Origin of the sequence: Tomitella cavernea, from assembly GCF_016599145.1 — a bacterium.
Lineage (GTDB): Bacteria > Actinomycetota > Actinomycetes > Mycobacteriales > Mycobacteriaceae > Tomitella > Tomitella cavernae.
The window spans coordinates 1-19,096 of the sequence record NZ_JAENKO010000062.1; the positions used below are offsets into that span (position 1 = coordinate 1).

The following is a 19,096-nucleotide window of genomic DNA, read 5'->3' on the forward strand; positions in this document are numbered from 1 at the left end:
CGGCCGACCGGGCCGCGGCGGACAGCGCCCGCCGCCACCGCATCGCGGAGCGCGCCGGGGCGGCGGCGCGTCGGGAATCTTCCTCGCTGCGCAGGCACCGGCGCACGCTGGCCGCGCGCAGGGCGGAGCTGCGGACCACCGAAAGCCTTCCCGCACGGATGGCGACCCTGCGCACGGGGCTCTCGCGTGCGCGGGTGGAGCTGGGGCACGAGGTCGCCGCCCGCAGCCGTAAGGCCGCCGCGGACGTGCGCGAAGAGCTGGACGTGGCGGACCGGGACCAGGTGGGCGGCTACCCGTCCGTGCTGGGGCGCCGGCTGGCGGCGATGGGCGACGAGTTCGCGGCCCTGGTCGAGCAGCGCATCGCCGCCGCCGTGCCGGCCTCCCCGGCTGCTCCCGGCTCTCCTGCCGCCCCCGACTCGCCCGCCGCGGCGCCCCGGCCGTTGCTGCCCGCGCCGCCGGGGCGCCGCCGCCGTGCCACGGAGGACCGGCTGATGATCCTCATGGGCGCGTCGGGCGGGCTGGGGATCGGCCGGCTCGTGACGGCGGGCCCCCTGGCGGGCGGACTGGTGGGCGACGGGCCGTGGGCGGCGCTCGCCTGGCCGGTGACGCTGGTCCTGGGCGGGCTCGTCGCATGGTGGATCGTCCGTGCACGTGCGCACCTGGGCGCGCGGGCACGGACACGGCAGTGGGCCAACGAGACGATCGCCGAGTTCCGGGCGGGCTGGGAGCAGCACGTCGCGCACCGGGTCCTGGACGCCGAGTCCGCGGCGGCGCGTGCGGCGGGCGAGGCGCATGCGCGCGAGACCCGCGAGGTGGACGAGCGGCTGGCGGACATCGACGGCCGCCTGGCCCGGGTGCACGGCCGGCTCCCGGTCCCTGTGGATGACCGCGCGCAGGGCGCCGGCAGGGGAAGTACCGTGGCAGCCGGGCACGCGAGGGGCGCGGCGCGCCGGGGGAGCCGGTGAAGCCAGGGGATCCAGGGGAACCAGGGGATCCAGGGGAACCGGGGAACCAACGGTTCCAGGGGAGAGGAGCACGCGATGTGGCTGGGCAATGATCTGCCCGAGGACGGGATGGACGGGGGCGAGGAGTTCGCCGCGGCGCATTCCGACGCCGACGGGATCTCGACGTGGCCCGCCGCCGAGGGCGGGGCGGCGGGCGCGGGGGACGTGCTGGCGCACGAGCCTCTGCCGTTCGACACCATCACCGCGGTGGACATGGACGGCGACGGCGTGCTGGAGACGATGATCGTCCACGACGGCGAGCAGATCACCGTCTCCTACGACCTGGACGGGGACGGCCACACCGACTACGAGACCGTCTTCGACGGCGAGGGGCACGCCGTGTCGTGGCAGGACCGGCAGGACCCTGACGGGACCTGGCATTGGCGGCGCGTCTCGGGGTGAGCACGCATCCCGCGGCGCGTGGGCCGCCCGCGGTGGCCGGGTCCCGGGCTGCGTGGGCATACACGCGCGCGGCATCATGTATGCATGACCGATATCACCAGCCCCCGGCTCGAGGGCAAGGTTCTTGTGGGGCCGGAGCGTGACCGCGTGCTGAGTTTTTCGGAGTTCGGCGTGCCGCACGCGCGCCCCGTGGTGTGGCTGCACGGCACGCCCGGCAGCCGACGGCAGGTCCCCGTGGAGGCCCGCGAGTTCGCGGCGCGGGAGAACGTCCGCATCATCGGCATCGACCGCCCTGGCATCGGATCGTCCACGGCGCATGTGTACACATCGTTCCACGAGTTCACCGACGACCTGGCCGTCGTCGCCGACAACCTGGGCCTGGACGAGATGTCCGTGGTGGGCCTGTCCGGGGGCGGGCCGTACACGCTGGCCGCGGCACGCTACCTGCCGGACAGGGTCCGCTCGTGCGCGGTGCTCGGCGGCGTGGCGCCCACACGGGGCGAGGACGCGGTGGACGGCGGGCTCGTCGGGTTCGGCGCCATGGTGGCGCCGCTGGTCTCGCTGGGCCGGGTGCCCATCGGTATCGCGCTGACCTCGCTGGTGCGCGTGGTCAAACCGTTCGCATCGCAGATCATCGACGCCTACGGGTTCCTCTCGCCGGAAGGCGACCGCAACCTGCTGGCGCGCCCGGAGTTCAAGGCGATGTTCATCGACGACCTGCTCAACGGCAGCCGCAAGCAGTTCTCGGCGCCGTTCTCGGACATCATGCTGTTCTCCAAGGAATGGGACTTCCGCCTGGCCGACGTGGACAAGCCGGTGCACTGGTACCACGGCGACGCCGACCACATCGTGCCGGAGACCCACGGCGAGCACTGCGTGCGGATGCTGCCGCGGGCGGACATGACCCTGCTGCATGGTGAGAGCCACCTGGGCGGGATGGGCGTGGCGGAGGAGATCCTCGCCCGCGTGCTCGCGGACTGGGACCGCCCGTAGCCGCGGCGCGGAGGCGGGCCTGCCGAACTGCGGCGATGCGTGTCGCCGGCGGCCGGTTCCGCGCCGCCGCGGTCCGGTGCGGGACCCGATTCGGAGAATATTTGCGAACGGCGTTAACCTCGTGTCAGGACTCCCGGCGCCCGTGTCCCTCGGGCCACGTGCCGGCGGCCCCTGGGGAGGGGGCGGTGGCACGCGGCAGACGAGCATTCGGGTAGCACCCCAACCGACGGGGCGCAGCCGAGTTCGCGCCACCTGAATTGCACCGACCGGCCGGGATTCCCGGCCTCGGCGTACCCGGCGGGCGCGGGCGAGGCTCCGGCCCCACTCCAGGAGAGGCTGATGACCGCAGCGACGATTCCAGGTTTGAACTCAGCGGACGACAACCCGCCCACCCGGCACGCCGAGATGCTCGCCTGGGTGACCGAGGTTGCCGAGCTCACGCAGCCGGACCGGGTCGTCTTCGCCGACGGCTCCGACGAGGAGTGGGAGCGCCTCACCGCACAGCTGGTCGACGCCGGGACGTTCACCAAGCTGAATGACGAGAAGAAGCCCAACTCCTTCCTCGCGCTGTCGGACCCCGCCGACGTCGCACGGGTGGAGTCCCGCACCTTCATCTGCACGCAGACGGAGGAGGGCGCCGGCCCCACGAACAACTGGATGGAGCCGGAGGAGATGCGCACGCTGATGCGCGGCCTCTACGCGGGCAGCATGCGTGGACGCACCATGTACGTCGTGCCGTTCTGCATGGGCCCGCTCGGTGCGGACAAGCCCAAGCTGGGTATCGAGATCACCGACTCGCCGTACGTGGTGGTGTCCATGCGCATCATGACCCGCATGGGCCAGGCCGCGCTGGATAAGATCGGCACCGACGGCGAGTACGTCAAGGGCCTGCACTCGGTGGGGGCGCCGCTGGAGGCCGGCCAGGCCGACGTGCCCTGGCCGTGCAACGAGACCAAGTACATCACGCACTTCCCGGAGTCCCGTGAGATCTGGAGCTACGGCTCCGGCTACGGCGGCAACGCGCTGCTGGGCAAGAAGTGCTACGCGCTGCGCATCGCCTCCGCCATGGCCCACGACGAGGGCTGGCTGGCCGAGCACATGCTCATCCTCAAACTCATCTCCCCGGAGAACAAGGCCTACTACGTGGTGGCCGCCTTCCCCAGCGCCTGCGGCAAGACCAACCTGGCGATGATCGAGCCCACCATCCCCGGCTGGCGCGCGGAGACCCTGGGCGACGACATCGCCTGGCTGCGCTTCGGCGAGGACGGGCGCCTGTACGCGGTCAACCCGGAGGCCGGGTTCTTCGGCGTCGCGCCGGGCACCAGCATGGCCTCCAACCCCAACGCCATGAAGACGGTCGAGGGCGGCAACACCATCTACACCAACGTCGCGCGCACCGATGACGGCGACATCTGGTGGGAGGGCATCGGCGGCGACAAGCCCGCGCACCTCACCGACTGGCACGGCAACGACTGGACGCCGGAGTCGGGCGAGAAGGCGGCCCACCCGAACTCGCGGTACTGCACGCCCATGTCGCAGTGCCCGATCCTCGCGCCGGAGTGGGACGATCCGCAGGGCGTGCCGATCTCCGCGATCCTTTTCGGCGGCCGCCGCAAGGACACCGTGCCGCTGGTGACTCAGTCGTTCGACTGGCAGCACGGCACCTTCATGGGCGCCACGCTCTCGTCCGAGCAGACCGCCGCCGCCGAGGGCAAGGTCGGCAACGTGCGCCGCGACCCGATGGCGATGCTGCCGTTCATCGGCTACAGCGCCAACGACTACCTGGCGCACTGGGCGAACGTGGGCAAGCAGGCGGACGCGGCCAAGCTGCCGGAGATCTTCTACGTCAACTGGTTCCGTCGCGGCGACGACAAGAGGTTCCTGTGGCCCGGCTTCGGCGAGAACTCGCGGGTGCTCAAGTGGATCATCGAGCGCATCGAGGGCAAGGCCGACGCCGAGAAGACCGCCATCGGGTACGTACCCACCGCCGAGCAGCTCCACCTGGAGGGACTCGACGCGGACATGGGCGACGTAGACGCGTCGCTCAAGGTGGACGTGGACGAGTGGAAGGGCGAGATCCCGCTGATCGAGGAGTGGTTCGACAAGCTCGGCGATGTGCCCTCATCGGTGCGTGACGAGCTGGAGGCGCTCAAGCAGCGGCTGGGCTGAGTCCCGCAGACCATGAAGGCCGGCCCCGGACGGAATCGCATCCGCCCGGGGCCGGCCTTCGTCGTACGGGCCGCGCCGGTCAGCGCCGCTCGTACGCGGCGGGGATCGAGCCGAGCCGGCCGGCCTGGAAGTCCTCGAACGCCTCGAGCACCTCGGCCTTGGTGTTCATCACGAACGGCCCGTACATCGCGATGGGCTCGCGGATGGGCTCGCCGCCCAGGATGAACACCTCGAGCGCCTCCGTCCGTGAATCCTGTGTCTCGGCGGCGCGCAGCGTCACGTGGTCGCCCTCGCCGAACACGGCCAGCTGCCCGGTGGTGACGGGATGGCTGCCGCCGCCCGCTCCATCCGAGCCCGCCGAGCCGTCGCCGGCGAGCACGTAGGCGAGCGCGTTGAACCGCGTGTCCCACGGCAGCTTGACCTCCGCGCCCGGCGCGATGGTGGCGTGGATGAGGGTGATGGGGGTGTAGGTGCTGCCGGGGCCCGCGTGGCCGTCCAGGTCGCCGGCGATCAGGCGCAGCAGCGCGCCGCCGTCGGGCGTCGACAGCAGCGTGACGTGCTCGGAGCCGATGTCCTGGTAGCGGGGGTGCGCCCGCTTGTTCTCCCGCGGCAGGTTCACCCACAGCTGGACGCCGTGGAACAGGCCGCCCGAGACGACGAGGTGCTCCGGCGGGCGCTCGATGTGCAGGATGCCGCCGCCCGCCGTCATCCACTGGGTGTCGCCGTTGGTGATGCTGCCGCCCCCGCCGTTGGAGTCCTGATGGTCGAAGACCCCGTCGATCATGTAGGTGACGGTCTCGAAGCCGCGGTGCGGGTGCCAGTCGGTGCCCTTGGGCTCGCCGGGGGCATAGTTCACCTCGCCCATCTGGTCCATGTGGATGAACGGGTCAAGGAAGCGCTGGTCCACGCCGGCGAACGCGCGCCGGACGGGGAAACCCTCGCCCTCGTGCCCCTGGGGTGCGGTGGCCACGCCCAGCACGGGGCGCGGGGCGTTGCCGGGGGCGGTGTCGTCGGGGATCTCGCGGACGCGGGGCAGAGTGAGGACGTTGTCGACGGTGATGGCGGGCATGGTGGCTCCTCGGGTCGCGGGCCGGCGTGTGCGCCTGCCCCAATGTAGTTGATTACGCAACTACCTGCTGTTCGCTACAACGTGTGAGCATCGGCGCTATTCCCGGGCGGGATGGCGGTTCGCCGCCACGAGGATGAAATGCTGCACTGGAGGGCGATGCCTTCGCGCGGCGCGCCCCGGAACCGGTCGGCGACGACGCAGGCAGACTCGACAGACCTGAGCGAAGAACTGAGAGGCCGCAGACGATGGCAGACAGCACCGAGACCACCGAGCACCCCGCCGAGGGGGAAGCCTCCGCGCCGCCCGTGCTGGTCGAGCGTGAGGGGCGGGTCCTCGCCATCACCCTCAACCGGCCCGGCAACGGCAACGCCATCGACTTCCCGTTGGCCGACGCGCTGGCCGAGGCGGTACGCCAGGTCGACGACGAGACTGGCGCGGTACTGCTCCTCGGGGCGGGCAAGCACTTCTGCGTAGGCGGCGACCTCGAGGAGTTCGGGGCGGCCGACGAGCCGGGGCCGTTCCTCGACGCGCTGGCCACCCGGCTGCACGAGTCGGTGGCCCTGCTCTCGGAACTCGACGTGCCGGTGGTGATCGGCCTGCACGGCGGTGTCGGCGGGGCGGGCATGAGCCTGGCGGGCATCGGCGACGTGGTGGTGTGCGGCCGTTCAGCCAAACTCCGCCCCGCCTACCTGGCAGTGGGGCTCACCCCGGACGGTGGCATGAGCTGGACGCTGCCGCGCACCATGGGGCGTGTCCGCTTCATGGACCTGGCGATGACCGGATCCGTCCTGCGGGCCACCGATGCGCTGTCCATGGGCGTGGTCAGCCGGGTGGTGGACGACGACGAAGTGGTCGGTGAGGCGTCGCGCCTCGCCGCCCAGCTGGCCGGCGGGCCCACGGCGTCGTTCGGCCGTCTCAAAAAGCTCGTGCGCGACGGCGAGCAGCGTGACCTGCGCTCCCAGCTCTTCGCCGAGGCGACCGCGATCGGCGTCAGCGCCGGATCCCCCGACGGCCGCGAGGGCGTTGCAGCGTTCCTGGCGAAGCGCTCGCCCAAGTTCCAGGGCTGACCCTGAAGGCGTTTCGGACCGACCGACTCGCCCTGTTGCCTCATGTCAAGATGCCCGCGTGGCGGGAGTCGTTGCCGGGGCCTTGGTCGACGGGGTCTGCTTGCTGGTTGCGAGGGTGATCAGCTCGCTGGTCACTGCCTGGATCTCGCGTTGGACTGCTGCCGGGTTGATCGACGCGTGGGTCGTCTCGAGGAATCGGCGTGTCTCGTCGGACACGGACTCGTGGCCGATCGCGCGACGGTGCGGGGTCGTGGCGGTGTCGTAGCGTTTGCTCACCTTGGCACCGTCCCGGACCTTCGAGATGAGCTTCTGCTGCGGATAGAAGTAGTTCGTCAACTTCGACTGCAATACCCAGATCCTATTGAGCAACACCAGTTCTGCCTCGGTGTCGTAGCGTAGATACCCGACGATCGTGCGGACGATCGTCCAGTTCTTCTGCTCGACGTGGGCGCCGTCGTTGGAGTTACCCGGCCGCGACCGGGTGAAGGTGATCTCACGCTCGGCGCACCAGGCCAGCAGGTGGTGATTGATGAACTCCGATCCGTTGTCCGAATCGACCCCGAGCAGCGGGAACGGCATGATCTGCGCGATCTCGTCAAGCGCGGCGATCACCCACTTGCGAGCCTTATTGCGCACCGAGCGGTTCTCGGTCCAGCCGGTCGTGATATCGGTGACCGTCAGCGTGTAGGCGTGATCTCCGACGGCGTTGCCGCCCTCGTGGCCGACCAGGTCGATCTCGACGAACCCGGGCACGGCGTCGTCCCACTGCGCCCAGGTGTGGATCGGGATCTGCGACTTGAGCAAGGAACCGGGCTTGGTATGCGACCGCCCTTTGAGCTGGTGTCTGTGGCGTTCGGTGGCCAGGCGCCGGTCGATGGTCGCCGCGGACATGCCGGACAGCAACGCCGCGGTCTGATCGTCGATGTCCAACTCGCCGAACTCTCGGAGCACCAGCACCAGTTCCGGCAGCATCGGGGCGAGTCGCTTACCGACCGGCATACCGAGCACTGCCCAACAGAACACCAGTGCGGCAATGACTTTCGGACCGTACTTCGGCGGCCGTGGTGTGCGTGGCCGCACGATCCGCGGTGTCAGCGCCTCGCGAAGTGCTCGGCGGGCGTGATCCCGGTTCCACCCGGTCGTGGCGCACAGCTCGTCGAGAATCGCGGTCTTGTCGGTCTTGCCGGCCCGCTTGTAGCGGGTGGCGATCGCCTTGGTCACAGACTTGCGCTCAGTCATGGTCAGCCCCATCTGCAAGGCCTACGACGACCCCGGTCCCGACGAGTGGCGACACGCCGCTACGCGGGCATTCTCAGGTGAGGCAACGAAGGGGCCTACGCGGGCATTTTTGATGAGTCAACGCGCCCGCTTGCCGAAACCGATTTCATGGGCGATGATATCCGCGAAGCGGTAACGAATATCACTGCGACGCGACCTGTCGGGGGCTCGCGGCAGTCCGACGGCAGGGGTAACGGATGAGGATCGGGAAGCTCAAGAAGCTCGGAATCGGCGTGGTCGCGGCCGCGACGATGGCTGGCGGGGCCGCACTGGCCGCACCCGCGGTGGCGATGGCGGACGCGCCTACGATCGCCGTCGAGCAGGACGGCAACGACGTCACCGTGACGACGACGGATGAGAATACGAGTGGGATCACCGCGTGCATGCCGGTGCTGGTGAGCGGTGAGACCGCACTGCAGTTGCTCGTCGCATATCAGGCGGGAGACTACGGCACGATCGCGGATCTGCTCGTCAATGGCGATCATGTGCAGTACGGCGAGATCGCGTCGCACGTCACAGTCTTCGGCACGGAGATCTTGCCCAACCCGTCCGTGACCGAGTGGACCCCCGCGAACGGCGTCTACGTTCTCGTGGGCGGCTGCTCCGAGCTCAGCCTTCACGCGATCAAGGATCTGGTCACCGGCGGCCCCGGCGCGTTGCTGGCCAACCTCGGTGACGACATCACCGTCCGCCCGCTGATCGTGCCCAACGGCATCGGCAGCATTGAGCCCGCGCTGAACTTCGGCAGCCTGCTGCTCGAGTCCGGCGACGCCCTGTCCGCCCTGAGCTCCGACGGACTGCTCACCGGGCTGCTGGGGGCCGGCACCGGCAGCTGACCTGGTCGCTCAGCCGCAACTCTGCCCCGCACCCGCAAGGTGCGGGGCAGAGTTTTCTGCACGTCCGGGCATCTGCGCCGATCCGTATGCGGAAACCGCCGGGTCCGGCCCGATCCCGACGGTTTCCGCATACGGTGGCGGAGTCGGGATGCTAAGTTCCGGGGCGGCAGCGGGCAGCGGACGGACGGTCCGGCAGCATAGGACGCATGGGGGAGAGCAGGGGGAGGGTCCGCGCGCGGGCCGGAAGCGGGCTGAGCGATCGGCGGCTTCGCGAGCATCAGGTGCGGCTGCTCCGCGGGGTGTACGCCGAGCCGGGCACACAGAGAACGGCGCGCATCATGGCCGAGGCCGCGTGGCTGTACGGCCGGGGGCGGGGCGTGCTCGGCGGGCGGTCGGCCGCCGCGGTACTCGGTGCCAAATACCTTGACGAGCGCCGGCGACGGGACCGCCCAGCACCGGCTACAGCGCCGTACCGCTATCGCGAGCACGAGTGGGGCGCCTATGAGTACTTCGACCCTGAGCCGCCGGTGCTCATCCGACCGCGCTCCGGTAGCACTCGCCGCACACCGGGGATCACGGTGTGGACCGCCGATCTTCCCGCGCACGAGGTCGTTGCAGTCCGAGGCATGAGCGTGACGACGCCGGCGCGCACCGGGTTCGACCTGGCGCGGCACCCGGCGTCGGTGGGCAGCCGCTGGGATGCTTACTCCGACGAGGACTTCCTGCGTCGGCTGATCATGCTCGACGCTTTGTGCAACGCCACCCGCATTGAACCCGCCGCGATCCTGGACGTGGCAGGGGCCCATCCACGGGCGGCGGGCCGCGACAGGCTGCGCGCGGTCCTGCCCCTTGTCGACGGCGGTGCGGCTTCGCCACCCGAGACCCGCTTGAGATTGCTGCTCATCAGGCGCGGGTACCCCCGGCCGTGCACGCAGTTTCCGGTCCTCAACGAGTACGGGCAGCTGCATGCCCGCATCGACCTCGCGTGGCCGCAGTGGAAGGCGGGCATCGAGTACGACGGCGACTGGCACCGGCGCTCGGAGGACAAGCACTCATCGGATATCGCGCGGTATGCGGAGTATCGCGACATCGGCTGGGATGTGCTGCGCGTGGACAAGCGCCTGCTCGCCATGCAGGCGACCCTGTTGGGGTATATCGACAGCATGTTCGCGCGGGTCGGTGCCGCCTGGTGACCTGCCGGCCCATCTCGTTCGCCGGCCGGGTGCACGTATGCGGAAACCGCCGGATCATGCAGGAATCCGGCGGTTTCCGCATACGGTCGGCGTGCAGAGCGCCGCCCGCACGGATCAGGCGCTGGTGTAGCCGGCGGGCATGAGTACCGACTTGATCTCGCAGAACGCGTCGATACCCTCAGGCCCGCATTCGCGGCCGATGCCGGAGCTCTTGTACCCGCCGAACGGCGAGCCCGGGTCGAAGGCGTACCAGTTGATGCCGTAGGTGCCGGTGCGGATCTTGCGCGCCACCTCGAGGCCATGGTCGACGTCGGTGGTCCACACCGAGCCGGCCAGGCCGTAGTCGGAGTCGTTGGCGATGGCCACGGCGTCGTCCTCGGTGTCGTAGGGGATCACCGACAGGACGGGCCCGAAGATCTCCTCGCGGGCGATCGTCATCGTGTTGTCGACGTCGGCGAAGATCGTGGGCGCCACGTAGTACCCGTCGCCCAGGCCCTCTGGGCGCTCCCCGCCGAGCACCACGCGCGCCCCCTCGGCCTTGCCCTTGGCGATGTAGCCCTCGATCTTGTCGCGCTGGGTCTTGTTGATCACGGGCCCGATCTGTGTGGCCGGGTCGGTGGGGTCGCCCACCTTCATCATCGCCTCGACGATGCCCTTGAGCGCCTCGACCACTTCGTCGTACCGCGAGCGCGGGGCCAGGACGCGGGTCTGCGCCACGCACGCCTGACCGGAGTTCATCAGCCCGCTCATCGCCAGCATGGGGGCCGACGCGGCCAGGTCGGCGTCCTCGAGCACGATGGCGGCCGACTTGCCGCCGAGCTCCAGCGAGCAGCGCTTGAGCTGGTCGGCCGCGCTCTGCCCGATCTTGCGCCCCACCGCGGTGGATCCGGTGAAGGTCACCTTGTCCACATCCGGGTGGTTGACCAGGTACTCGCCGGTCGCGGCGCCGCCCTGAACAACCGACAGCACGCCCTCGGGCAGTCCGGCGTCGGCGAAGATCTCGGCGATGGCGTTGGTGGACAACGGAGCGTCCGGCGCCGGCTTGAGCACCACCGCGCAGCCGGCCATGATCGCGGGCGCCAGCTTGTTGACGGCGAGGAAGATCGGCACGTTCCACGCGGTGACGGCGGCGACGACGCCGACGGGCTCGCGGATCACGCGGGACTCGCCGAACATCCCGTGGCGGGTCTCCTCCCAGGGGAACGTCTCCGCCAGGGCCGCATAGGCGCTCAAGGTGGCCAGAGACGGGGTGATCTGCATCATGTCGACGCCGGCGTGCGTGGCGCCCATCTCCGACGACGTGAGAGCGATGAGCGCGTCCTTGCGTTCGGTGATCAGCTCGGCGGCCTTGGTGAGGATCGCGGCGCGCTCGGCGGGCGAGGTGCGTCCCCAGGCGCCGTCGTCCACCATCGTGCGGGCCGCGGCAACGGCGGCGTCGACGTCGGCGTTGCCGGCGGCGGGCACGCTGCCGACGTGCTCGAGGGTGGCGGGGGAGGTGACGTCGATACGCTCCGAGCCGTGGGGGGCCACCCACTTTCCGCCGATGAACAGGGTGTCGTAGTCGGTCATCCGTTCTCCTTGTGTGTGCAGTGCGTTGCGGCCCCGGACTCGCGGGTCGGGGAGAGCCCTGTCACACAGGGTAGAACGTGTTACAGACTCTGGCTAGAGGTGCGTGCTGAACAGGGCCTTCTCCATCTGTGAGCGCTCTGTGAGCGCCGTTTCCTACGGTGCGCGTCACATGCTCGCACCATGCCTGCCGCGCGAATCGGGGACTGTCCCGCACCGGTGCGCGCGGGTGGCCGGAGAGGAGTGGAGAACGATGACCACGAGAAAGACCACCAAGGCGGCGGCAGTGGCCGCGGTCGGTGCCGCGGCATGGGCGGTGGCAGTGCCGGCGGCGGCATCGGCGGCGCCCAGAAGCGTGAACACGGTGCTGAATGGACCTGCGCTCACCGCGGCCCCGGCGGGCGCGGTCACGGCCGTCGCCTTCCACGTCCCGCCCGGCGGCCCGAGCACCGTGTGCATGGGCCCGATCGTGTTCACCGGAGAGGTGCACCATGCCAGGGTGCAGCAGTACCTGGAGTCCGGCGGGACGGACCTGACGCAGCTCGGCGTAGTGGTATCTCCCGCCGGCGGGCCCATTCCGGCGCACCTGTACGTGTTGCGCCCTGGCACCACGCACGACGCCCCCTACGCGTTGGGCGGCGGGCAGTACATGGCGGTCGGGGCGTGCTGGTCGGACGCGGCATCGGGCGTCGGCACCGCGACCGGCTGGGTGCGCGCGATCGACGATCCGGGCGCCGGCGCGCAGACGATCGGCACCGGTTCGCTCTGCGACATCGCCGGTGCGCTCAACCTGCATGCCGTCGTCGACGTTTCGGCGCTCCTCGCCCCGGTGGAGCAGGCGGTCGCCGACTTCAACGCCGTCGTCGGCGGGCTGTGACGGCCCGTCCGGGGCGGTTCCGCGGAACCGCCCCGGACGGCGCCATGCGGATCCGGTCAGTGCTTGCGTAGTGCCAGTACGAGGTTGCTCACGAGCAGTTCGCGCAGAATCGGTACGTGTACGAGCCGCCAGGCCCAGCGGGGGTGGTAGCGGGGGAATGCGGCGAGCAGTTCGCCCGACGGCGCGGAGCGGGCCCACGCGAGCCCGTCGCGGCAGTGCACGGCGAACAGTGAGGTGCCGAAGCGGTTCTTGGGTTCGTGCCTATGGATCCGGCGGTAGCGCCGCGCCGCGCCGTTGCGTGCCGGTATGGCAGTGCCCGAGCCGTGGATCGCCACCCCGGCCAGGTCGATGTCCGGCGCGTGCATCTCCGGCGGGTCCGGCTCGACGGGCACGTATCAGGCCCCGACCGTGCCGAAGGCGTCGACGAACGGCGGCGGCCCGGTATGTGGATCCGGGCCGCCACCGTGGGTGTTCAGCTGCCGGTGATTCCGAGGCTGCCGAAGACATCCAGTGACGCGAACGGGCCGGGCGACGCAGGTGGGGCCGATTCGGCGTCGGCTATTCCGTCGATCGCGCCTGAGGTGTTCGTGCCCTCGGGGTCCACTGCGAACTCGATCGAGGCGGCTTCGGTGCCGTCGAGTTCGTCGACGGTGAAATGGTGGATTCCGGGCTCGAGATCCTCAGGGAGCGTGCACGAGAAGCTGAGGGTTCCGGTGCTGTCCGATGTCGCGGTGCTCTCGCAGAACACGGTGGAGTGCCCGGCCACCGAGTATTCCCGGTCGGGCTTCAGGCCGGACACTGTCACGACGACCTGTGTGCCGGGGACGTAGGCTGCGGACAGGTCGACGACGTCGAACGTTCGCGTATACGCCGTGGCTGTGTAGTCTCCGGGGGCAGTTCTGTCCTCGATGCAGAAGACTGCAGCGGTGTAGGTCCCGGAGGGCAGCATGCCCAGGTTGGCATTCTGAGAATACGATATCAACCGTCCGAGATCGGGAGTGATACGGGACGGATACACCAGTGCGCCGGCATCGGCAAGCAATACATCGGCGGGGGTTGTGGTCGGTTCAAGATATGCTGTCGTGACCCGCATCGCATCGTCCGCATCAATCGTGGGTAGGCCGGAGTACACCTGAGGCGTGAAGCAGAATGGGCCGAGGTTGTCCGTCGGGTCGCTGTCGGTCGGCGCGCCGACGTGGACCCGCGTAATGGTCCCTGTGGTCTTCACCGTCAGCATCGCCGAGTCCGCCACTGCCGCAAAGGTGAGGTTGTTCAGTATTTCCTCGATGTTGGTACCGGGCTCGAACGGCTCCTCAACTCCGTCCTCGACGGAAGCGGGGCCGCCGCCCTCGATGCCCCCGGGCGCCGCTGCGGCTGTGGCGGGCAGTGTGATCGCGAGGCCGCACATTGCAGCGGCGGCGAGCGGCAGAGCCCGCTCGGCAACGCGGGTCAAACGCATTCCGATCTCCATCCTTTGAGTGAATCCAGGAGGAGACTAATGCGTTCGGTCAGATTGTGCTAGCCACAATGAATATTTTCGATCAATTGATTGACGTACTGCGGATCCGGTCAGTGCTTGCGCAGTACTAGTACGAGGTTGCTCACGAGCAATTCGCGCAGAATCGGTACACGTACGAGCCACCAGGCCCAGCGGGGGTGGTAGCGGGGGAATGTGGCGAGCAGTTCGCCCGACGGCGCGGAGCGGGCCCACGCGAGACCGTCGCGGCAGTGCACGGCGAACAGTGAGGCGCCGAAGCGGTTCTTGGGCTCGTGCCCGTGGCGCCGGCGGTAGCGCCGTGCCGCGCCCTCTCCGCCGAGCACGTAGTGCCACATCCCCGTTTCGTGGCCGCCGAACGGCCCCCACCAGAGCGTGTAGGACAGTACGACGATGCCGCCGGGCCTGGTCACGCGGAGCATCTCGTCGGCCATCACCCACGGCTGGCTCACATGCTCGGCGACGTTGGAGGAGAAGCAGACGTCGACGGCGCCGTCGCGTACCGGCAGGGCGGTGCCCGAGCCGCGGATGGCCACTCCTGTCAGGTCGATGTCGCGGGCGTGCATCTCCGACGGGTCCGGCTCGACGGGCACGTAGCGGGCGCCGACAGCGTGGAAGGCGTCGGCGAAGTAGCCCGGCCCGCCGCCCACGTCGAGCACCGTGCGGCCGTCGAGCCCGTGGCCGGCGGCGCGGTGGTAGAGGTCGTCGACCATCCGGGCGGAGTCCTGCGCGAGGGGGCCGTAGAAGCTGTCGGGGTCGGATTGTTCGAAGCGGAACGCGCCGAGCAGGCGCGCCGACCGCCGCAGCGTGGCGCGGCGGGCGAAGCGGGCTGAGGCGGCGGAGGCGCGTGTGCGCAGGGGGAAGCGGGGCACGGGTCGAGGGTAGTGGGGAGGGGCCGTGGGCTGCTGCGTGGTGATCGCTGCCGGTGCCGGTGCAGCCGTCATCCGTGCGGCTGACATACGAAGACAGGATATGCAACTGATGTGAATTAACGTAGCTTCGAACGGTCGCTCGCATCAGCGCGGCGGGCGCGGATCGAACGAGGAGGACGTACATGAAGACATTGCGAATGGGAGCGGGCATCGCGGCGGCCGCAGCCGCGGCGATGGTGGCAGCGCCTGCGGTGGCGAACGCGGCGGATGCGCCGACCGTCGACGTCAATGTGAACGTGAGTGAGCTGACCGCGACGAATACGGGGGCGACAACCAAGGTGACCTTCGCGCCGGGTACGCCTTCCAACGGCGAGACCTGTATGGGGCCGATCGTTCTCCAGGGGCAGCTCACCGAGCAGCAGATCGACCAGATCAGCGATACGGCGATCTCCGGCGATGACACCGGCGTCGATCCCGGGCAGTTCACCGCCGTGCTGCCGGACGGACTCAAGTCCGCGCTCGAAAGCGCCGGGTTATACACTTCCTTGCTCAACTATATGGCCCAAGGCGACGAGTCGAAGCTCGACATGCTCCTCAGCTCAATGTTCAGCGTTGTCAACGCGCCGCTCAACGGGATGATATCCGACGTCGACTTGCCCGACGGGATGACGTACTCGGATGGTTCTAACACCTTCACCTACACGCTGGACGCGGACGATAAGTACACCGCGATCGGTGAATGCTTCACCGGCGAAACCACCGGCGAAGGCGACGACGCCGTGACGACGATCACCGATGCGGACCTCTACATCCTCACCATCGGCTACAGCGCGGATACCAACACCGGCGGCGACAACACCGGCGGCGGGAGCCTCGGCAGCCTGTTCGGGAGCCTCAGCGGCAGCTAGTGACGGCGCGATTGCGCCCGCGGCGGCCCGGCCGAGATCATCGGCCGGGCCGCCGCCATGTCGTGACTGCTGAACTCCGAACCGGTGAGCTGTCACAGTCGGGCTTGTCGTCCTGTCGGCCTGGTTCATAGCGTTCGTCTGGTCGATGAAGCAGTGGTGCGGGCGGACGCCCGCGGTGAGGAGTCCGAACGGATGAGGTTGCGACGTGCTGCCAGTGTCGGTGCGGTGGGAGCGGCGGTGCTCGCGGCGGGGCCCGGTATCGCATCCGCGTCGATAGCGGAAAAGCTCCCCGACATCCAGATGCGCCTGGACACCGCAGAGTTGACGGCGGCCGCGTCCGGTGCGAACACCGGCGTGACGTTCGCGCCGCCGACCGGCCCGGTGAACACCACCTGCTACGGCCCGTACGTGTATATGGGCGAGCTGGACTCGAAGGTCAAGGAGATCATCCAGGGGTTCATCGAGCGCAAGCAGCAGAGCGAGGGGGACACGGGCACGGGCACGGGGGACGCCGGCACGGGGGACACGGGGACCGGAGATGCCGGCACGGGGACCGGAGATGCCGGCACGGGGACCGGAGATGCCGGCACGGGCGACGGCGCCGCACCCGCTGCGGCGCTCGCGGACACGCAGGCGACGGAGGACGATCCGCTCGCCGACGACGACACGGCCAGCAAGGTGTCCCCGGTCGATCCCGATGCGGCGACACGTGTGGATCCGGGCGCGCAGAACACGGTCGAGTACGCGCTCGGCGACGGCGCCTACACGGCCCTGGGCACTTGCATCAGCGGCGGCACAGTGCCGGGCAGCGGCACGGGGGCTGAGGACGGCGAGAACGGGGCCGGCACCACGGATCCGAGCGTGCACGCCACCGTCTACCTGCGGGCCGTCAACTACGAGTTCGGCGTGGTCGGCCAGCTGCTCGGCAGCCTCGACACCGGCAGCGTCGGCAGCCTGGCCGAACTCTTCGGGTGACCGGCTGTTCCGGCGACGGCGCCCGCGCCTCGTGGCCCGGCGCCGGGCCAGCCGTTATCCTGCATGCGTGTCCGTGCGAGAGACCGGTGGAAACCCTGCGCCAGGGGCGGCGGCCGTTGGTGCCGTGACCGGCGCCGACGGCCCGACTGCGCGGCCCGAGGGGCCCGGCCGGGTCCGCGAGGTGCTCCTGTTGTGCTGGCGTGATTCCGGACACCCGCAGGGCGGCGGCAGCGAGCGGTATCTCGAACAAATCGGCGACCAGCTCGCGCGGCGCGGGGTGCGCGTCACTCTGCGCACCGCCGGGTACGCGGGAGCGCCTGCGCGGGGGCGGCTGGGCAGCATCGGCGTCAGCCGCGGCGGCGGTCGGATCACGGCGTATCCGCGGGCGCTCGCGGCGATCGCGCTGGGGCGTATCGGGGTCGGCCCGCTGCGCGGGGTGCGGCCCGACGTCGTCGTGGACACCCAGAACGGGATCCCCTTCTTCGCGACGCTCGTCGCGGGCGCGCCGGTGGCGGTGCTCGTCCACCATTGCCACCGTGAGCAGTGGCCGGTGGCCGGGCGCGCGCTGGGCCGCCTGGGCTGGTGGCTCGAGTCGGTGGTCTCGCCGCGGCTGCATCGGCGCAGCCAGTACCTGACGGTGTCACTGCCGTCCGCGGAGGAGCTGGAGTCCCTCGGCGTCGACGGCGACAGAGTGGCCGTGGTGCGGGCGGGCCTCGACCAGGTGCCCGCCGCAGTGGCCCCGGGCGGCCCCGCGACCCGCACGGCGCACCCCGGCCTGGTCGTGCTGTCACGTCTGGTGCCGCACAAGCAGATCGAGGACGCGATGTACGCGGTGGCGCGTCTACGGCCTCTGATGCCGGACGTGCGGCTCGACGTGATCGGCGACGGCTGGTGGTCGGAGCCGCTGCACCGGCACGCCCGTGAGCTGGGCGTGGCCGACGCCGTCACCTTCCACGGGCACGTCTCCGAGGAGCGCAAGCATCGGTTGCTGGCGCAGTCGTGGGTGCACGTGATGCCGTCCCGCAAGGAGGGCTGGGGGCTGGCCGTCGTGGAGGCGGCCCAGCACGCGGTCCCCACAGTGGGATACCGCGGATCACGCGGGCTCACCGATTCGGTGCTCGACGGTGCGACAGGGCTGCTCGTCGACGACCGCGAGGAGCTCGTCGCCGCGGTGTCCGAGCTGCTGCGGGACGCCAACCTGCGCGTCGACCTGGGTGAGAAGGCGCGCATCCGGGTGCAGGAGTTCGCCTGGGAACGGTCGGGCGCGGCGTTCCTGAGGGTCCTCGAGGAGGCGGCGGGCGGAGGCAGGGTCAGCGGACTCGTGGGGGCGGCGGCCGAACGGTAGGACGCGTCCGTGCGCTGATGAGTCGGCAGCGTCACGGGGCGATCAAACCCGTCGTCGGGACCGCCGCCCGCGCCTGCGCCTCCGCAGTTCGGCACCCCACAGCAACGCGGCCCCCGTGACCGCGGCGGCCAACCACAGCGCGTGCCCGGCCCACGCCCATCCGCGCTGCGCGGCGGTGGCACCCCGATCCGGCACGGGCCCCGGGATCCGGTAGAGGCTCACGTCCGGGTCCGCGTAGACGAGCTCGGCGCGGGCGAGGGTGGCGGCGCTGTCCCCCGACGCGCCGGGTGTGCCGTGCTGCACCAGCACCCACCGCACGCCCTTCTCGGCGAGCGCCGCGGGGGCCGCGCCGCCGAGCAGGGCCTGTTCGGCGGCGCGTGCCCGGGCTCCCTCGCCGCCCACCGTGGTGTCACCGACGAGCAGGTCGCCCGTGACGAGCACGTCGGTCCGGAAGTAGCGGGGTGCCGGGTCCAGCACGGGGCCGTGGGTCCACGGGAACGCGCGGAAGGACCCGGCGGGGAGGGTCACCATCGCGCCGTCGTCGGGCTTCGCGTCGACGATCGTCCGCACCGCGTCCCAGCCTGGCGGATAGTGCACGGGCCGCAGCGCGTCGCCGACCCCCCACGCCAGCGACGGCAGCGCCGCGATGAGTACCGCGCTCGAGACGGCTGCGGCGCCCGCGCACGCTCCCGCCGATCCGAGCGCCGACAGCACGCCCGCGCGCCGGCTCCCGCGCCGATTCTGTGCGACGCGTGCGCGGAGTCCCGGCAGGCGCCTCGGCAGCCGCGCGAGCGCGCGCACCCCCAATGCTGCGGCGAGCGCGTAGCCGGGCATGGCGAGCGCCACCCACTTCTGCGCGTCGCGAAACAGGCCCGCGCCCGGCACGGTGTCCACCGCCCAGCGTGCGACTGCGAGCCCGGGCGCGGTCGCCGAGAGCGCCGGCAGCGCCACCGCCAGCACCGCCAGCACTGCGACCGCCGCGATCACCGGGTGGGCGCGCCGCCGCCACACTCCGCGCACGCCGCATGCGACCAGCGCGAGGAGCGC

16 protein-coding genes and 2 pseudogenes are annotated in these 19,096 nt (G+C 70.4%); 11 read left to right on the plus strand and 7 right to left on the minus strand.

The window, feature by feature from the left end:
- The 4 genes and pseudogenes from JJ683_RS16655 to JJ683_RS16670 all read left to right on the plus strand — a co-directional run.
- Positions 1-965, plus strand: a pseudogene (locus JJ683_RS16655) (hypothetical protein); the annotation flags it as partial.
- A gap of 75 nt (positions 966-1,040) precedes the next feature.
- Positions 1,041-1,406: a DUF6802 family protein gene (locus tag JJ683_RS16660; protein ID WP_200175758.1), complete on the plus strand. Its 366-nt coding sequence runs from the start codon at positions 1,041-1,043 to the stop codon at positions 1,404-1,406.
- An 84-nt stretch (positions 1,407-1,490) separates the two neighbouring features.
- Positions 1,491-2,399, plus strand: coding sequence for an alpha/beta fold hydrolase (locus JJ683_RS16665; protein WP_200175760.1), 909 nt, complete (start codon positions 1,491-1,493; stop codon positions 2,397-2,399).
- Positions 2,400-2,738: 339 nt separating this feature from the next.
- Positions 2,739-4,568 carry a phosphoenolpyruvate carboxykinase (GTP) gene (locus JJ683_RS16670; protein ID WP_200175762.1) on the plus strand — a complete coding sequence of 610 codons (1,830 nt, stop codon included), beginning with the start codon at positions 2,739-2,741 and terminating at the stop codon, positions 4,566-4,568.
- Positions 4,569-4,647: 79 nt separating this feature from the next.
- On the opposite strand, the gene JJ683_RS16675 is transcribed toward JJ683_RS16670, so the two are convergent.
- Positions 4,648-5,637 (minus strand): pirin family protein, encoded by a 990-nt coding sequence (locus JJ683_RS16675; protein ID WP_200175764.1) that lies wholly within the window; start codon positions 5,635-5,637, stop codon positions 4,648-4,650.
- Between the two features lie 245 nt (positions 5,638-5,882).
- On the opposite strand from JJ683_RS16675, the gene JJ683_RS16680 reads away from it, so the two are divergent.
- On the plus strand, positions 5,883-6,704 hold the full coding sequence (locus JJ683_RS16680) for an enoyl-CoA hydratase/isomerase family protein (RefSeq protein ID WP_200175766.1): 822 nt from the start codon (positions 5,883-5,885) through the stop codon (positions 6,702-6,704).
- Between the two features lie 45 nt (positions 6,705-6,749).
- Here JJ683_RS16680 and JJ683_RS16685 read toward each other — a convergent pair whose 3' ends face one another.
- Complete coding sequence (locus JJ683_RS16685) at positions 6,750-7,955, minus strand: DDE-type integrase/transposase/recombinase (protein ID WP_200175768.1); 1,206 nt, start codon at positions 7,953-7,955, stop codon at positions 6,750-6,752.
- Between the two features lie 224 nt (positions 7,956-8,179).
- Between JJ683_RS16685 and JJ683_RS16690 the strand changes: the two genes are divergently transcribed.
- Both JJ683_RS16690 and JJ683_RS16695 read left to right on the plus strand, forming a co-directional pair.
- Entirely contained in the window at positions 8,180-8,818 is a 639-nt protein-coding gene (locus JJ683_RS16690) for a hypothetical protein (protein WP_200175770.1), read from the plus strand.
- Positions 8,819-9,024: 206 nt separating this feature from the next.
- Positions 9,025-10,011 (plus strand): type IV toxin-antitoxin system AbiEi family antitoxin, encoded by a 987-nt coding sequence (locus JJ683_RS16695; protein WP_200175771.1) that lies wholly within the window; start codon positions 9,025-9,027, stop codon positions 10,009-10,011.
- 114 nt (positions 10,012-10,125) lie between these two features.
- Here the strand turns inward: JJ683_RS16695 and JJ683_RS16700 are convergent, their stop codons facing one another.
- On the minus strand, positions 10,126-11,580 hold the full coding sequence (locus JJ683_RS16700) for an aldehyde dehydrogenase (RefSeq protein WP_200175772.1): 1,455 nt from the start codon (positions 11,578-11,580) through the stop codon (positions 10,126-10,128).
- Between the two features lie 250 nt (positions 11,581-11,830).
- Here JJ683_RS16700 and JJ683_RS16705 point away from each other — a divergent pair, with 250 nt between their 5' ends.
- Positions 11,831-12,454, plus strand: coding sequence for a hypothetical protein (locus tag JJ683_RS16705; protein WP_200175773.1), 624 nt, complete (start codon positions 11,831-11,833; stop codon positions 12,452-12,454).
- A gap of 56 nt (positions 12,455-12,510) precedes the next feature.
- Here the strand turns inward: JJ683_RS16705 and JJ683_RS16710 are convergent.
- From JJ683_RS16710 to JJ683_RS16720, 3 genes and pseudogenes are all read right to left on the minus strand, one after another.
- Positions 12,511-12,894, minus strand: a pseudogene (locus JJ683_RS16710) (SAM-dependent methyltransferase); the annotation flags it as partial.
- Between the two features lie 32 nt (positions 12,895-12,926).
- A complete protein-coding gene (locus tag JJ683_RS16715) occupies positions 12,927-13,925 on the minus strand; it encodes a hypothetical protein (RefSeq protein ID WP_200175776.1) in 999 nt (332 codons plus the stop codon).
- Positions 13,926-14,023: 98 nt separating this feature from the next.
- Positions 14,024-14,821 carry a class I SAM-dependent methyltransferase gene (locus tag JJ683_RS16720; RefSeq protein ID WP_307810998.1) on the minus strand — a complete coding sequence of 266 codons (798 nt, stop codon included), beginning with the start codon at positions 14,819-14,821 and terminating at the stop codon, positions 14,024-14,026.
- Between the two features lie 182 nt (positions 14,822-15,003).
- Here JJ683_RS16720 and JJ683_RS16725 point away from each other — a divergent pair, with 182 nt between their 5' ends.
- From JJ683_RS16725 to JJ683_RS16730, 3 genes are all read left to right on the plus strand, one after another.
- Complete coding sequence (locus tag JJ683_RS16725) at positions 15,004-15,729, plus strand: hypothetical protein (protein WP_200175778.1); 726 nt, start codon at positions 15,004-15,006, stop codon at positions 15,727-15,729.
- 192 nt (positions 15,730-15,921) lie between these two features.
- The gene (locus JJ683_RS19270) at positions 15,922-16,704 is read left to right on the plus strand and encodes a hypothetical protein (protein WP_242474802.1); all 783 of its coding nucleotides are present in this window, start codon (positions 15,922-15,924) and stop codon (positions 16,702-16,704) included.
- A gap of 124 nt (positions 16,705-16,828) precedes the next feature.
- Positions 16,829-18,049: a glycosyltransferase family 4 protein gene (locus JJ683_RS16730; RefSeq protein ID WP_307810999.1), complete on the plus strand. Its 1,221-nt coding sequence runs from the start codon at positions 16,829-16,831 to the stop codon at positions 18,047-18,049.
- 42 nt (positions 18,050-18,091) lie between these two features.
- On the opposite strand, the gene JJ683_RS16735 is transcribed toward JJ683_RS16730, so the two are convergent.
- On the minus strand, positions 18,092-19,096 hold a 1,005-nt coding region (locus JJ683_RS16735), incomplete at its 5' end, for an MmpA family trehalose lipid delivery protein (protein WP_504739234.1).